The 15528-nt window shown below is 62.2% G+C and carries 12 protein-coding genes and 1 tRNA gene; 5 read left to right on the top strand and 8 right to left on the bottom strand.

Features of this window, described 5'->3' with window-relative positions:
* The coding region (locus tag Q7T64_RS02600; protein ID WP_304790692.1) for a hypothetical protein at window positions 1–386 on the bottom strand (386 nt) is incomplete at its 3' end.
* 1 nt (window position 387) lies between these two features.
* Complete coding sequence (gene dnaE / locus Q7T64_RS02595; protein ID WP_304790689.1) at window positions 388–3837, bottom strand: DNA polymerase III subunit alpha; 3450 nt, start codon at window positions 3835–3837, stop codon at window positions 388–390.
* 281 nt (window positions 3838–4118) lie between these two features.
* Between dnaE and Q7T64_RS02590 the strand changes: the two genes are divergently transcribed.
* Window positions 4119–4967, top strand: coding sequence for a sulfurtransferase (locus tag Q7T64_RS02590; RefSeq protein WP_304790686.1), 849 nt, complete (start codon window positions 4119–4121; stop codon window positions 4965–4967).
* Window positions 4968–5120: 153 nt separating this feature from the next.
* On the top strand, window positions 5121–6008 hold the full coding sequence (gene gluQRS / locus Q7T64_RS02585; RefSeq protein WP_304790683.1) for a tRNA glutamyl-Q(34) synthetase GluQRS: 888 nt from the start codon (window positions 5121–5123) through the stop codon (window positions 6006–6008).
* Between the two features lie 92 nt (window positions 6009–6100).
* On the opposite strand, the gene Q7T64_RS02580 is transcribed toward gluQRS, so the two are convergent.
* The 3 genes from Q7T64_RS02580 to rpoD all read right to left on the bottom strand — a co-directional run bounded on the left by Q7T64_RS02580 (window position 6101) and on the right by rpoD (window position 10084).
* Window positions 6101–7669, bottom strand: a complete 1569-nt coding sequence (locus Q7T64_RS02580; protein ID WP_304790679.1) for a DEAD/DEAH box helicase — start codon at window positions 7667–7669, stop codon at window positions 6101–6103.
* 6 nt (window positions 7670–7675) lie between these two features.
* Window positions 7676–7754 (bottom strand) — tRNA-Ile (locus Q7T64_RS02575).
* 98 nt (window positions 7755–7852) lie between these two features.
* Window positions 7853–10084, bottom strand: coding sequence for an RNA polymerase sigma factor RpoD (gene rpoD, locus Q7T64_RS02570; protein WP_370653244.1), 2232 nt, complete (start codon window positions 10082–10084; stop codon window positions 7853–7855).
* A 338-nt stretch (window positions 10085–10422) separates the two neighbouring features.
* Here rpoD and Q7T64_RS02565 point away from each other — a divergent pair, with 338 nt between their 5' ends.
* Entirely contained in the window at window positions 10423–10587 is a 165-nt protein-coding gene (locus Q7T64_RS02565; RefSeq protein WP_304790672.1) for a hypothetical protein, read from the top strand.
* A gap of 56 nt (window positions 10588–10643) precedes the next feature.
* Here the strand turns inward: Q7T64_RS02565 and dnaG are convergent, their stop codons facing one another.
* The 3 genes from dnaG to rpsU all read right to left on the bottom strand — a co-directional run bounded on the left by dnaG (window position 10644) and on the right by rpsU (window position 13424).
* Window positions 10644–12449: a DNA primase gene (gene dnaG / locus Q7T64_RS02560; protein WP_304790669.1), complete on the bottom strand. Its 1806-nt coding sequence runs from the start codon at window positions 12447–12449 to the stop codon at window positions 10644–10646.
* A gap of 38 nt (window positions 12450–12487) precedes the next feature.
* Window positions 12488–12937 (bottom strand): GatB/YqeY domain-containing protein, encoded by a 450-nt coding sequence (locus tag Q7T64_RS02555; protein ID WP_304790666.1) that lies wholly within the window; start codon window positions 12935–12937, stop codon window positions 12488–12490.
* 274 nt (window positions 12938–13211) lie between these two features.
* Window positions 13212–13424, bottom strand: coding sequence for a 30S ribosomal protein S21 (gene rpsU, locus Q7T64_RS02550; protein WP_005665410.1), 213 nt, complete (start codon window positions 13422–13424; stop codon window positions 13212–13214).
* A 423-nt stretch (window positions 13425–13847) separates the two neighbouring features.
* Between rpsU and Q7T64_RS02545 the strand changes: the two genes are divergently transcribed.
* Together Q7T64_RS02545 and Q7T64_RS02540 are read left to right on the top strand one after the other, a co-directional pair.
* Complete coding sequence (locus Q7T64_RS02545; RefSeq protein ID WP_304790664.1) at window positions 13848–14441, top strand: DUF938 domain-containing protein; 594 nt, start codon at window positions 13848–13850, stop codon at window positions 14439–14441.
* A gap of 93 nt (window positions 14442–14534) precedes the next feature.
* A complete protein-coding gene (locus Q7T64_RS02540) occupies window positions 14535–15446 on the top strand; it encodes a DMT family transporter (protein WP_304790662.1) in 912 nt (303 codons plus the stop codon).
* The last annotated feature ends 82 nt before the right edge of the window (window positions 15447–15528 follow it).

The raw sequence follows: 15528 nt of genomic DNA, 5'->3' as shown, positions 1-15528 counted from the left end.
GTCGCGCCGGCATAGAAAAACCTGACTGCATTTGCTTGCCATCTCCCCGCTCCCGCCGCCACCAGCAACAGCAGGAACAGGTAAGTCTGGTAATGACCGAACCCGGACCAGAATTCACCGGCCGGACGCTCTAGCAGCAGGCCGGCCACGATCGATATCGCCAGTAGCACCATGACCGGAAAGAACATCGGATTCTGGCGCACCAGCGCCAGCTTGCCGGCAAAATTACCGGAGGCCAGCAGCGCAATGATGAAGGCAAGCAGGCCGAAATAAGTGAAGGCTTGCGGCAGGAACAAAACGAGCGGCAATACGGCTGCCACATGCTGGGCGGGGGTCGCCGGCAGTCCGGTGGCGGCCTGGTTCCTGTTCACTGCTTGCCAGTCCACTTCAGTACTCCACTGCCGCACCCTTGGCTCCCAGGCGCTCCATCAGGGACTGCCGCAAGCCGTCGGAGGGCGCGACCCGCCATTCATCCGGCCAGCGGATTTCGCAATCGATGCCGTGCTGGGTGTATTGCATGCACAGCGGTAATCCGCTGTCGGAGCGGAACTGGGTCAGGATGGTCCGGATCTTTTCCAGGTCGGGACGCTCGCTGATGGCAAACGCGAATTTCTTGCCGAACTGCGCGCGCGCCGCAGCAATGTCCATCACCTTCTCGGCGGTGATGCGCAGGCCGCCGGAAAAACGGTCTTCCGATACCTTGCCCTGCACGCACAGGAATTCGTCTTCCTTGAACAGCGCGCGATTGGCGTCATGCACTTCGCTGTACACCGTCACTTCCACGACCGCGCTGCCGTCGTCGAGCGACACCACCAGCATGCGGCCGCGCTGCGTCATCTGCGTGCGGGTGCTGGAGATGATGCCGGCAATCATGCGCGGCTCGCGCGCGGGCTGCAGGTCGGCCAGGCGCGTGCGCGCAAAGCGGCGCACTTCTTCGGCATAGGCGTTGAACAGATGTCCGGACAGATAAAAACCGAGTGCGCTTTTTTCTTCGGTCAGGCGCTGCTTTTCCGACCAGGGCGCCACCTTCACATAGTCGTGCTTGCCGTCGAGGCCGCCGTCGTCGCTGCCGAACAGGCTGACCTGGTTGGCTGCCGCTTCCGCCTGCTCGGCGCATTCGATGGCAAAGCCGACCGAGGCCAGCAGGATGCCGCGATCGACCTTGAAGCAGTCGAAGCCGCCGGCGCGCACCAGCGCCTCGACCGAGCGGCGGTTGACTTGCCGCTTGTCGACCCGCAGGCAGAAATCGAACAGATCCTTAAAGGGTCCGCCAGCTGCACGCGCAGCCACGATCGCCTCGATCGCGCCCTGCCCTGCGCCCTTGACCGCGCCCAGGCCGTAGCGGACCAACCGTGCAGGTTTGCCTTCCTCGCGCGCCGGCGTGAAACGGTAGTCCGACTCGTTGACGTCCGGCGGCAGCAGCTTCAGGCCACAGATGTCGACGGCGTCTTCAACCAGGATCTTGATCTTGTCGGTGTCGTCCATCGCCAGCGACAAGTTGGCGGCCATGAAGGCGGCCGGATGATGCGCCTTGAGCCAGGCGGTGTAATACGACAGCAACGCGTAGGCGGCGGCATGCGACTTGTTAAAGCCGTAACCGGCGAACTTTTCCATCAGGTCGAAAATTTCGTCGGCCTTGCTTTCAGTCAGGCCATTCCTGGCCGCGCCTTCGCGGAACAACTGGCGGTGTTCCGCCATTTCCTCGGCCTTCTTCTTGCCCATGGCCCGCCGCAGCAGGTCGGCGCCGCCCAGCGAATAGCCGCCGATCACCTGCGCCATCTGCATCACCTGCTCCTGGTAGACCATGATGCCGTAGGTCTCGGACAGGATGACTTCGGTGCGCGGATCGGGATAGTCGAAACGCTCGCCATGCTTGCGGCGGCAAAAGTCCGGGATCAGGTCCATCGGACCTGGCCGGTACAGCGCCACCAGCGCAATGATGTCTTCGAAGCGGTCGGGCCGCGCTTCTTTCAGCATGCCCTGCATGCCGCGGCTTTCCAACTGGAACACGGCCACGGTTTTGGCCTTGGTCAGCAGGTCGTAGGATGCGCGGTCGTCCAGCGGCAGCTTGTCGAGGCTGAAGTCGGCCAGCGCCGGGTCGAGCTGCTTGATGTAGCGTACCGCACGGTCGAGGAGGGTCAGCGTGGTCAGTCCAAGAAAGTCGAACTTGACCAGGCCGACTGCTTCGACGTCGTCCTTGTCGTACTGCGACACCACGCCGGTGTCGCCGCCCTGGGTGTACAGCGGGCAAAAGTCGGTCAGCTTGCCCGGCGCGATCAGCACGCCGCCGGCGTGCATGCCGATATTGCGGGCGATACCTTCGACTTGCTGCGCCAGGTCGAGCAGCTGGCGCACTTCTTCTTCCTGCTGCTGGCGCTCGGCCAGCAGCGGTTCTTCCAGGATGGCGTCGGCGATCGTGACCAGCTTGCCCGGCTTGAACGGGATCAGCTTGGAAATGCCATCGCAAAAAGAGTAATTGAAATCGAGCACCCGACCGACGTCGCGCACCGCGCCCTTGGCCGCCATGGTGCCGAAGGTGGCGATCTGCGACACCGCTTCCTTGCCGTAGCGTTCCTTGACGTACTGGATTACGCGATCGCGGCCTTCCTGGCAAAAGTCGATGTCGAAGTCGGGCATCGATACCCGCTCCGGATTCAGGAAGCGTTCGAACAGCAGGTTGTACTGCAGCGGATCGAGGTCGGTGATGGAGAGAGAATACGCAACCAGCGAACCGGCGCCCGAGCCGCGGCCCGGGCCGACCGGCACGTCATGGTTCTTGGCCCAGCGGATGAAGTCGGCCACGATCAGGAAATAACCGGGAAAACCCATCTTGATGATGGTGTCGGTCTCGAACTGCAGCCGCTCTTCGTAGCGCGGGCGTTGCCGTTCACGTTCGGCCTGGTCCGGGTACAGGTGCAGCAGCCGCGCTTCCAGTCCGACTTTGGCTTCGCTGGCGAGGAATGCATCGAGCGAGATGCCGTCCGGCGTCGGGAACAGGGGCAGGCGCGGCTTGCCGAGTTCCAGCACCAGGTTGCAGCGGCGCGCAATCTCGACCGCGTTTTCCAGCGCGCCGGGCAGGTCGTGGAACAGCGCGACCATCTCGTCTTGCGACTTGAAGCATTGTTCTTCATTGAAGCGCCGCACGCGCCGCGGATTGGCGAGGATCTCGCCCTCGGCAATGCAGGTGCGCGCCTCGTGGGCGACGAACTCGTGGCGCGCCAGGAACTGGACCGGATGGGTCGCCACCACCGGCAAGCCCAGGCGTGCCGCCAGCGCCACCGCCTGGCGCAGGATCTGTTCGGCGTTGGGCTGGCCGTAACGCTGCACTTCAATATAAAAATTGCCGGGGAAGGCGCGCGCCCAGCGCAGCGCGCAGCGTTCGGCCAGTTCCGGATTGCCATTGTCCAGCGCCATGCCGATGTCGCCCGCCTGGCCGCCGGACAGCACGATCAGGCCGTCATCGCCGCTGACTTCCTCCAGCCACTCGCCACGGACTTCGGCGCGGCCGCGATGGATATTGGTCAGCCATGCCCGGCTCAGCAGCGCGCACAGGTGCAGGTAACCCTGGTTGTTCTTGGCCAGCAGCAGCAGCCGGGATGGCTTGTCGCGGTCCTGGTCGTTGGTGATCCACACATCGCAGCCGACCACCGGCTTGACGCCCTTGCCGCGCGCGGCCTTGTAAAACTTGACCATGCCGAACAGGTTGCACAGGTCGGTGATGGCCAGCGCCGCCTGGCCATCTTTCGCCGCCGCCTTGACGACGTCGTCGATGCGCACCAGGCCATCGACGATCGAGTACTCGGTGTGCATCCGCAGGTGGACGAAACGGGGGGACATCGGGAGGGACGTCGGGAGGGCAGTGTCTGGCGCATTCATGCGGACATTCTACCTGCGCGGCGTCAATGCAAACTCGAAAAATGCGACTTGACAAGCCACGGCGAGGGGCATCATGGCAAGGATGCGAGCGCGCAGCCAAAGCAGGTGGTCGATCTGTCATTGCCACTTGCCGGCATTGCGGCCAGATCGGCGGCAGTTTGTCCCGCGCCGCTTCGAATCCCGGCCAAGCGGACGTATAATATTGACGAATCAACGACTTACAGAGAATTGGAATCGCCAGCATGTCCGCCACGCATCCCATCGTCAACATCGCCGCTTACAAATTCGTCTCCTTCGACGACACGGCCGAGCGCCGCGCGCCATTCCAGGCCAAGTGCGCCGAGCTGGCCTTGAAGGGAACCATCCTGCTGTCGCCGGAGGGGATCAACCTGTTCCTGGCCGGGACGCGGGAATCGATCGACAGTTTCCTGGCATGGCTGCGCGCCGACCCGCGCTTTGCGGACCTGGTCGTCAAGGAAAGCTACTCCGACGAACAGCCGTTCAACCGCATGCTGGTGCGCCTGAAGCGCGAGATCATCACGATGAACCATCCGCTGATCAAGCCCGAACTGGGCCGTGCGCCGGTGGTGGAAGCCGCCACACTCAAGCGCTGGCTGGACCAGGGGCATGATGACGCCGGCAAGCCGGTCGTGATGGTCGACACGCGCAACGCCTTTGAAGTCGATGTCGGCACTTTCGTCAACACGATCGACTACCGCATCGAAAAGTTCAGCGAGTTCCCGGCCGTGATCGAAGCGCACCGCAGCGAGCTGGCCGACAAAACCGTCGTGACCTTCTGCACCGGCGGCATTCGCTGCGAAAAAGCGGCGATCCACATGCACAATGTCGGCTTCGACAGCGTGTACCAGCTCGATGGCGGCATCCTCAAGTATTTCGAAGAGGTCGGCGGCGCGCACTACACGGGCGACTGCTTCGTCTTCGACAAGCGCACTGCGCTCAATCCGCAGCTGGAAGCGACCGAGGCGGCGCAATGCTACGCGTGCCGCGCGGTGGTGACGCCGCGCGAGCAACTATCCCCTTCCTATGTGCCCGGAAAATCCTGCCCGCATTGCGCGATGGCCGAAGCCTGAACGGGTTGCTGCGACGGCCGCAGCCGTCGCAGACATTGCACTGCTTGCAGACATTGCACTGCTTGCAGCCATCGCTCGGCTGGCATCCGACTCCCCCCGGCAGGACTGCACCGCCGCCGGCCACCAGTACGCAAGATTGATAGACGCCCGCGGATGACTTATATCGGCCGCTTCGCCCCCTCGCCCACCGGCGTGCTGCATGCCGGCTCACTGGTGGCCGCGCTGGCTTCCTTCCTCGACGCGCGGGTGCATGGCGGGCGCTGGTTATTGCGCATTGAAGATGTCGACGAGGCACGCACCGTGCCAGGTTCCGCGCAGGACATCATGCAAACGCTGCAATTGCTGGGCATGCAATGGGACGGCGAAGTGGTCTGGCAAAGCCAGCGCAAGGCGCTCTACCAGCAAGCCTGCGAGCGGCTCGGCGACCATGTATTTGCCTGTGCCTGCAGCCGCCGGGAAATCGCCGATTCGCACACGGGCCTGGCCAGCGATGGCGCGCCCATCTATCCGGGCACTTGCCGCCACGGCTTGCCGGCGGGACGCGCGCCGCGCGCATTGCGGCTGCGGGTGCCGCCAACGGGCGATCCTGCCGCATGCATCCGCTTTCATGACCGCTGGGTCGGTGAGGTGTCGCAGGACTTGTCCACGGCAGTGGGTGACTTCGTATTGCGCCGCGCTGACGGCTATTGGTCTTACCAGCTTGCGGTGGTGGTCGATGATGCCGCGCAGGGCGTGACGCACGTGGTACGTGGCGCCGACCTGCTGGACTCCACGCCGCGACAAATTTTCCTGCAGCAGTTGCTGGGCTTGACCACGCCGAGCTATCTGCATGTACCCGCGGTCACGAATGCGCGTGGCGAGAAGCTGTCCAAGCAGACCGGTGCCGTGGCAATTGACCTGGGCGACACGCTGCAGCCACTGCAGCGCGCTGCGGCTTTCCTGGGAATGGCGACGGATGAGGCGGCGAGCGCGGCGCAGTTCTGGCGGCTAGCTGCCCAGGAATGGGAACGACGGCTGCGGCAGCGGGAGCAGGGCCAGTAGCGGATGCGGGGACACGACCAGTTCAGTGACCGGGGGCCAACAGCATGGCCCCGGATTCACGCCACTGGGTTGCAGGCGGGTTAGAGAAGGGGTCAGCGCCGGGTCAGGCCGCCGAGCAGTGCTGCTTTTTTTGGCTGCTTGCCGGATGCGCCGGAAGCGGATTCAGTAGCTGGCTCGACTTTGGTTTCCGGGGTCGCGGTCGGCTCGTAGGGCTTCAGGAACCAGGGGTCGACTTTCTCGGCACGCGGACCGCGCGGTACAGGTCGTGCTGCAGGCGCATAGGTGCTGTCGCCGCTGCTCCTGCTGCTGTCGCCGGTGCTCCTGCTGCTGTCGCCGCTGCTCCTGTTGCTGTCACCACCGCTCCTGCTACCGCGGCTGCCGCTGCGCGAACTTCCGCCGCCGCTTTCACCACCGGCCCCCGCGCCGCGCTGGTATGCGCCACCCTCTTCCGACCGGCGCGAATGGCCGGCCTGACGGCCACCGACGAATCCCTGCAAGGGCTCCACCTCGAACTTGTGCTTGATCATCTTTTCGATGTCGGCCAACAGGCGGATGTCCTTGTCGGTGCACAGTGAAATCGCGTCACCGGATGCGCCGGCACGGCCAGTGCGGCCGATCCGGTGCACGTAGTCTTCGGCGTTGTACGGCAAGTCGTAATTGATCACGCACGGCAGTTCGGCAATATCCAGGCCGCGCGCTGCCACATCGGTGGCGACCAGTACGTCGACGGAGCCATTCTTGAATGCCTCCAGCGCCGCCATGCGCTCGCCCTGCGACTTGTCGCCGTGGATTGCGGTTGCCTTGATGCCTTCTTGTTCCAGCACCCGGGCCAGCCGCGATGCGCCGATCTTGGTATTGGAAAATACCAGGATCTGCTTGAGTGCGCGGCCCTTGATGATGTGGACCACGCTGTCGCGCTTGTCTTCGTCGGCGACCTTGTACACGGTCTGGGTCACGCGGTCGGCGGTGGCATTGCTGCGCGCGACTTCGATCATCAGCGGGTTGTTCAGGAAGGTCGATGCCAGCCGCTTGATTTCGGGCGAGAACGTGGCCGAGAACATCAGGCTCTGGCGCTCTTTGGGCAGCAAGTTGATGATGCGCTGCAGGTCCGGCAAAAAGCCCATGTCGAGCATGCGGTCGGCTTCATCCAGCACCAGGATCTGCGTTTGCCCCAGGTTCAGCGTCTTTTGCTGGACGTGGTCAAGCAGGCGCCCCGGGGTGGCGACCAGGATCTCGACACCGGCGCGCAAGGCAGCCGTCTGTGGCGCCATGTCGATGCCGCCGTACACGACGGCCGAACGCAAGGGCGTGTGGCGCGAATAGGCTTTTACGTTCTCGGCGACTTGATCGGCCAGTTCGCGGGTCGGCGTCAGGATCAGCGCACGCACCGGATGCCGGGCTGGCGAGGCGCTGCTGCTGGCCTGCGGCAACAGCGTCTGGATGATCGGCAGCGCAAAGCCGGCCGTCTTGCCGGTGCCGGTCTGGGCTGCGCCCATGACGTCGCGGCCTTGCAGCACGATCGGGATCGCCTGGGCCTGGATCGGCGTCGGATGGATATAGCCCTGGTCGGACAGGGCGCGCAGGATTTCGGCGGACAGGCCGAAGTCTTCGAATCGGATTTCTGCTGTTTCTGGCACAGCGACGGACTGAGTATCAGGCATGATATTTGGTGGGCCTCCCGTGAGTCGAACACGGCACCAACGGATTATGAGTCCGCTGCTCTAACCAAGCATGAGCTAGAGGCCCAATTCTTTCTGCACGCTTTACGCTTGCTGAAGTTGCCCCCGGTGTGACGGAGGCAACGGTTGGGGAGTATATAACCTGCCCGATGACGGTTGCAATAATCAACTGCCTTCGAGGAAGCTCTTTAGCTTGTCGGAGCGGGACGGATGACGCAGCTTGCGCAGCGCCTTTGCCTCTATCTGGCGAATCCGTTCGCGTGTTACGTCAAACTGCTTGCCGACCTCTTCCAGCGTGTGGTCGGTGGACATCTCGATACCAAAACGCATGCGCAGGACCTTCGCTTCGCGCGGGGTCAGCGAATCCAGCACATCCTTCACCACGCCGCGCATCGATGCGTGCAGCGCGGCATCGGCCGGCGCCAGCGTGTTCATGTCTTCGATGAAATCGCCCAGGTGCGAGTCGTCGTCGTCGCCGATCGGCGTCTCCATCGAAATCGGCTCTTTCGCGATCTTCATGATCTTGCGGATCTTGTCTTCCGGCATTTCCATCTTCAGCGCCAGCGTAGCCGGATCCGGCTCGGCGCCGGTATCCTGCAGGATCTGCCGCGAAATCCGGTTCATCTTGTTGATCGTCTCGATCATGTGAACCGGAATACGGATGGTGCGCGCCTGGTCGGCGATCGAGCGGGTAATCGCTTGCCGGATCCACCAGGTGGCATAGGTCGAAAACTTGTAGCCGCGACGATATTCAAACTTGTCCACCGCCTTCATCAGACCGATATTGCCTTCCTGGATCAGGTCGAGGAATTGCAGGCCGCGGTTGGTGTATTTCTTGGCGATCGAAATCACCAGCCGCAAGTTGGCTTCGGTCATTTCCCGCTTGGCCTTGCGCGCCTTCATTTCGCCTGCAGCCATCTTCTTGTTGATGCTGCGCAAGTCAGGCAGCGGCAACACGACGCGGGCTTGCAGGTCGATCAGTTTTTGTTGCAGTTCCTTGATGGTCGGCACATTGCGACCGAGGATGCCGCTGTACGAATGGGCAGCGGACACTTCGCCGTCGATCCAGTCGAGGTTGGTCTCGTTACCGGGGAACACCTTGATGAAATGGCTGCGCGGCATGCCGCAGCGATTGACGGCCACATCGAGGATCTGCTTCTCGATATGACGCACTTCATCGACCTGGCCACGCAGCGTGTCGCACAGCTTCTCGACCATCTTGGCGGTAAAGCGAATCCCGAGCAGTTCGTTGGAAATCGACTCCTGCGCCTTGACGTAAGGCTTGGAGTTGTAACCTTCCTTCTCGAACGCCTTGCGCATCTTGTCGAACTGCTGGGCGATCACGCCGAACTTGCCGAGCGCGTCACGCTTCAACTGTTCGATCTGCTCGGGCGAATAACCGGCTGCGCCACCAGCGGAATTGTCTTCTTCGACTTCTTCGTCTTCTTCATCCTCGGCATCGGCTTCGGCATCCTCTTCCGCGGCCACTGCTGCCGCTGCCGCAATGGCAACCGGCGAGTCGGCGTTAGGATCGACCAGGCCGTCGACCACTTCGTCGATGCGCGACTCTTCGCGAGCGATCTTGTCGGCCGTGGCCAGCAGTTCGGCGATCGTGGTCGGGCAAGCGGAGATTGCCTGGATCATGTCCTTCAGGCCGTCTTCGATGCGCTTGGCGATCTCGATCTCGCCTTCGCGCGTCAACAGCTCGACCGAGCCCATCTCGCGCATGTACATGCGCACCGGGTCGGTGGTGCGGCCGAAATCGGAGTCGACGGTCGACAGCGCGGCTTCAGCGGCGGCTTCGGCATCGTCATCGCTGGCGCCCGAGGCAACCGCATCCGACAGCAACAGGGTCTCTGCATCCGGCGCGTGTTCGTACACCGCGATGCCCATGTCGTTGAAGGTGCCGATGATGCCTTCGATGGCTTCAGGATCGACGATGTTTTCAGGCAGATGGTCGTTGATTTCCGCGTACGTCAGGAAACCGCGCTCCTTGCCCAGCTTGATCAGGGTCTTGAGCTTCTGGCGACGACGCTCCAGCTCTTCTTCGGTGGCTTCGGTGTCGGACGAAAAAGCGTCCTTGAGCAGGGCCTTTTCCTTGGCCTTGCGATCCTTGGCGCGCGCCTTGTCGGCGGCTTTCAGTTCGGCCCGTTCAACGGCGTTGAGCGCTGCCACTTCTTCATTTTCGGGCTGGAAATCCTTGGGCTTGCGGCCACGGCGTCCTGGCACCTTGATGGAAGGCAGCACATAACCGGAGGTGTCGATTGCCGCCAGCGTCGCAGCATCGGTTGTCTGCGAAACTTCCGAGACCAGCGAGGCCGGTGCGTCGGTTTTGACCAGCGGAGCCGTATTGACAGGTTTGACAGCAGCTTTAGGGTCGGTTTTCTTGGTCGTCACAGAGGTCTTCGATTGAGCAGAGGCCGGCTTGGCCGTACTCCTGGGTAAGGATTTTTCCGTCGGTACTGGCGCCGGCTTGGCAGCCGATTTGGCGATGCGTCCCGACGCCGTGGTCTCCGGCCGCGCAGCAACCGTTGACGTGTCTTTATCTATTGATTTCGCTGCGGCCGCCCTGGTTCCCGGCTTGCTGCGGCCAGCCGGCGGCGCCTTTTCCTGGGCGGCATCGGAACGACTGCCGGCAGGCGCGGGCTTGGTGCGCGCAGCTTGATTGTTTTTTGCCACGGAGGGCTTGGTTTTCGCGGTATTCTTCATTGCGCTCGCCATGAGATTAAAGCCGAATGAAAGTGTTGCCGATCAAATTCTTTGCACCGGGCCGCATCTTTGCGGCACTTGTTGCAACCAATGTTGCAAGCCTTCACCGGCGTTATTACCTGGCCATCGAGCTATCCGTAGCACTCGCTGCAGCTTTGCCACCGCCCCGCAAATACAACGTAAGGCTTTGATAGAAAAGCCTTTAAGTATAGCACAATCGGTGCCGTTGCCAGTCGAAAACCCGGTCTTACCGGGCCGCCGCCTCTGACTCCGACTGCCTTTTCAGCGCTTCCTGCTGCCGCGTCAGTTCGCGATAGCGCTCACGGTCCGCGTCGCCCGGCAAGCCGCCTGCCACCAGTTGCTCCAGTTCGCTCTTGAGCAGACGCAAGCGGCTTTGCCGCAGCGCGCCGCGCAATTCCATGCGCGCGACCTCGGGGTCGGTCTCTGCTTCGCTGTCGCCGGCGACTTCTGCGATCAGGTTGTCAAAATCGCTACCTGCCATGCGCAATTGTTCGCTCAACGCGGCAAATCCGGCATCCGCGCCGATCGCCCGGCAATGTCCAGCCAGCTCGAACAACATGGCGCCACTGTCCGGCGCAAAGTGTCCGACCACCTGCAAGGCGTCGTCATCGAGTTCCGTCGCCAGCGCCGGCTGCGCGACCAGCAAGCGCATCACCTGCCGTTCCAGCTCTACCGGCGGCGTACGCGCCGCCCTGCCTGTCGGGCGCGCCGTCATGCGCACTGCCCGCTTCGACAGCCCGCAGAACGATTCGATCTCGTCCGGCGACGATTGCGTCATTTTTGCCAGGCTGCGGATGATCTGCATGCGCAACGCCGATGCCGGCATTGCCTGCAGCAGCGGCTTGGCTTCATGCTGCATGCGGGCCCGTCCCTCTGCCGTGTTCAGGTCGCAATCCGTACCCACCTCATTGAGCAGGAATTGCGACAGTGGCATCGCATTTTTTACTTGTCCGGCGAATACATCGGCGCCGAATTCCCTGACATAACTGTCCGGATCGTGTTCGGGCGGCAAGAACAGGAAGCCAATCGTCCTGTTGTCGGCCGCATGCGGCAGGCTGGCTTCCAGAGCCCGTCGCGCCGCTCGCCGTCCGGCGCCATCGCCATCGAAACTGAAAATCACATGATCGGTCTGCCGCACCAGCTTTTGCACATGGGTGGCGGTGCAGGCGGTTCCAAGCGTCGCCACCGCCTGCGGAAATCCCAGTTGGGCCAGCGCCACCACGTCCATGTAGCCTTCGGTCACCAGCACATAGCCGGCCTCCCGAATCGCCTGCCTGGCTTCAAACAGGCCATACAACTCGGCGCCCTTCTGAAATAGGGGCGTCTCCGGTGAATTCAAGTATTTTGGTTCGCCGCCATCCATCACGCGGCCGCCGAAACCGATCACCTGGCCTTTCACATTCCGGATCGGAAACATGATCCGGTTCCGGAAGCGGTCGTAGCGCTTGGCCGGCGCGCCACCTTCGGGCTCACGCAGGATCACCAGACCGGATTCGACCAGCGCCTCATCCTCATAGGAAGGACAAGCCTCGCGCAGTCCATCCCAGCGCTCGGGCGCAAAGCCGATACCGAAACGGGCGGCGATTTCGCCGCTCAGGCCGCGCCCTTTCAGGTAGTCGATCGCCTGCGGCGTAGCGCGCAACTGATGGCGGTAATAATCGCAGGCGCGGTTGAGCGCCTCGGACAGGGCCATGCTTTTTGCCTGCGCTTCGGCACGGGCGGCCGGCGGGATCTTGTCGTCCCGCTCAGGCACCACCATGCCAACCCCATCGGCCAGCTGCTTGACGGCGTCGATGAAACCGGCGCCAGAGTATTCAATCAGGAAACCGATCGCGGTGCCGTGCGCGCCGCATCCGAAGCAGTGATAAAACTGCTTGGTGGGACTGACGGTGAAGCTGGGCGACTTTTCATTATGGAACGGGCACAAGCCCATGAAATTTGCGCCACCCTTTTTCAGCTGGACATACCGGCCGACCACGTCGACGATATCGACCCGGTTCAGCAGGTCCTGGATGAAATTTGGCGGGATCATGGGGGCGCAGGGTCGCGTGGACGCGTCGGGGCCGCGGCCTAGGACTTGACCAGCGCTGCCTTGACCATCGCGGAAACCGCGGTCATGTCCGCCCGTCCGGCGAGTTCCTGCTTGAGCACGGCCATCACGCGGCCCATGTCCTGCGGGCCGGCAGCACCGGTTGCAGCGACGGCTGCTGCCACCGCTGCCTGCACTTCGGCTTGCGGCAGCGATGCCGGCATGTAGGCCGACAGCACCGTCAGCTCGGAACGTTCCTTGTCGGCCAGGTCCTGGCGCCCGCCGGCTTCGAACTGGGTGATCGAGTCCTTGCGCTGCTTGTTCATTTTTTCGATCACGGCCAGCACCTGGGCGTCGGTCAGCTCGATACGCTCGTCGACTTCCTTCTGCTTGATGGCGGCAGTCAGCAAACGGATGGTACCCAGCCGCTCACTGTCCTTGGCGCGCATCGCCGCTTTCATGTCTTCGGTAATTCGCTCTTTCAGGCTCATGGTGTTTGCTCTTTCGAAATACCGGGCATGGCCGGCGATTGCGGCGGGTGGTGCGTGACAGGCTGCGGCAGCCAGAATTGCTACGACAACACCAAGGCTCAGGCGGCGATCACGACCGGATGAATGCACTATAGAAGGCGCGCTGGAAATTCACCACCGCCCCCCTCTTGACTGCACCATCACTACCCGCGCCATAAATGCCAAAACCCGCTACGGACCGTTTCCGGAGCGGGTTTGCGCTGCTTGCTTCACCGCAACACGTGCGGCAAGACAATCAGTACAGCTTCTTGGGCAGTTGCTGGCTGCGGATGCGCTTGTAGTGGCGCTTCACGGCAGCGGCGAGCTTGCGCTTACGCTCTGCAGTCGGCTTCTCGTAAAACTCACGCGCACGCAACTCGGTCAGCAGACCGGTTTTTTCGATCGTGCGCTTGAAGCGACGCATGGCAACTTCGAACGGCTCGTTTTCTTTTAGACGGATAGTGGTCATGTACAAACCGGAAAATTTCGGGTGGAAAGAGCGCGAGTATAGCAGGGTCGTCGGGCAAAGCAAAGCGGCAAACGATGCCGGCGGTCATCGGGGTGTTGCGGGGCCGGCGTGCCGCCCCTGGCAGGCAGCTTTTGGCCAATAGCGGACATTCCCGCATAACATTACCGTGGATCGCGGCCGGTTTATGGGCCTGGGAATGCCAGATATCCTTCGTCCTGGTGCCCTCGCGCAGAGGGTACGCACAATGGCACCATTACCGTTGACCTGCTGATTTTTCGGCTTAATGGTCAGCGATGCAGCGGTAAGCAGCCCCTCATTTTAGATGTAATACTGAGTGTCCAGGGGCGAGTGCCTCATGCTGGGCTCGATTTGCAGGCTGAGCCAGCTTCACCGATCATGTAAGCCGATTGATTCGAGGCCACCATGGAAAAGCCCAACGCTCCTTCCTGCGAAAAGAACCGGGAACCGATTCTTGACGTGCTGCGCCAGCACTTCGCCGATCGCCACCATGTGCTGGAAATCGGCAGCGGCACCGGCCAGCACGCCATTTTCCTTGCCGAACACTTGCCGCACCTGACCTGGCAAACTTCGGATCGTGCGGAAAACCTGCCCGGCATCACTGCATGGCTGGACGAAGCCGCCCTGCCTAACACCCCGCCACCCCTGCGACTTGATGTGCAGGAAACTTGGCCGGTCCTGCGCTACGATGCGATTTTCTCGGCCAACACCCTGCACATCATGCCCTGGGCCGCCGTCGAGTCCCTGTTCGCCGGCCTGACCGGCATCATGGCTCCCGACGCCAAACTGGCCATTTACGGCCCCTTTAACTACGGCGGCCACTTCAACAGCGACAGCAACGCCAGCTTTGACCGCTGGCTCAAGGAAAAAGCGCCACACCAAGGTATACGGGATTTCGAAAAGGTGCATGCCCTCGCGCAGGGCGCCGGGCTAAAACTGCTTGAGGATCGGGCCATGCCATCAAATAACCGCTGTCTGGTTTGGCAGGCAGTGGTGTAATCCTTCAGTGTCCGCTATGGGTCGATTGCAGACATCCAATTCTGAGCGGACCGTGGGATAGAATCGGCGGCTCTGATTTCTGCCGATCCGAACATGCAGCATACACAACCGCCTCAAGAGCAAAGCCGTGTATTGCCGATCGCCGTTCTCCTCGTCAACGCCTTGATATGGGGGTTGTCCTGGTGGCCACTCAAGGCGCTTCAGGAAGAAGGCTGGCACCCGTTGTGGTGCACCACCTTGGTCTTTTTGCTGGGGACTGTCGCGATCGCCGTGGCCAAGCCAGGGGCTGTCGCCGGCGTGTGCCGCTCGCCCTTGTTGTTGGTCCTTGGCCTGGCTGCCGGCTTAACGAATGGCGCCTTTAACTGGGGTGTTGCAGTTGGCGACGTGGTGCGCGTCATCCTCTTGTTTTATCTGATGCCAATATGGGCCGCCATCATGGCGCGCGTACTGCTGAAGGAAAAAATTACCACGCTGGTGGTAGTGAGGATTGTCTTGGCGCTGACCGGCGCGGCCATTGTGCTCAGTCCGGAAGGCGGCGGCATACCGCTACCATCCAATACCGGCGACTGGCTGGGACTGTTCGGCGGCATGGCCTTTGCGCTCACCAATGTCATGTTGCGGCGCGCCGCCCACTGTGAGCGAGACAGCAGGGCGCTGGCGATGTTTGCCGGCAGCGCCTTGGTTCCTGGCGTGTTCGCCGCTTTGATTGCCACCAAGGGCATTGATGCGTCGACCAGTTTCGGTCCGCAGGTGTGGGGGCTGGTCATGGCCCTTGGCTCTGCCATGCTGGTCGCCAATTACGCACTGCAATTTGCGGCGGCTCGCCTGCCGGTCAATACCACCAGCGTAGTCCTGTTGACCGAGGTGGTGTTCGCAGTCGTGTCCTCAGTCCTGTTGATAGGCGCGGTCATCACTCCCTCCATGATGGCGGGCGGGCTGTTGATCGTGGTCTCCTCTGTGCTGTCTGCCCTGCCGAACAAGAACAGCGCCAAGAGCGCCGGGTAGGCGTTTTCGGGTCGGCTTGCATTGCAAACGACCTCCTTCTGGGAGTCAGCTCCGTGTTGCTCTGTTTTCTTTGCCTCATACT

The sequence above is a fragment of the Lacisediminimonas sp. genome (assembly GCF_030645335.1).
GTDB lineage: Bacteria > Pseudomonadota > Gammaproteobacteria > Burkholderiales > Burkholderiaceae_D > Lacisediminimonas.
The sequence above is the reverse complement of the archived record's forward strand: the minus strand, read 5'-3'. Positions and strand labels throughout refer to the sequence as shown.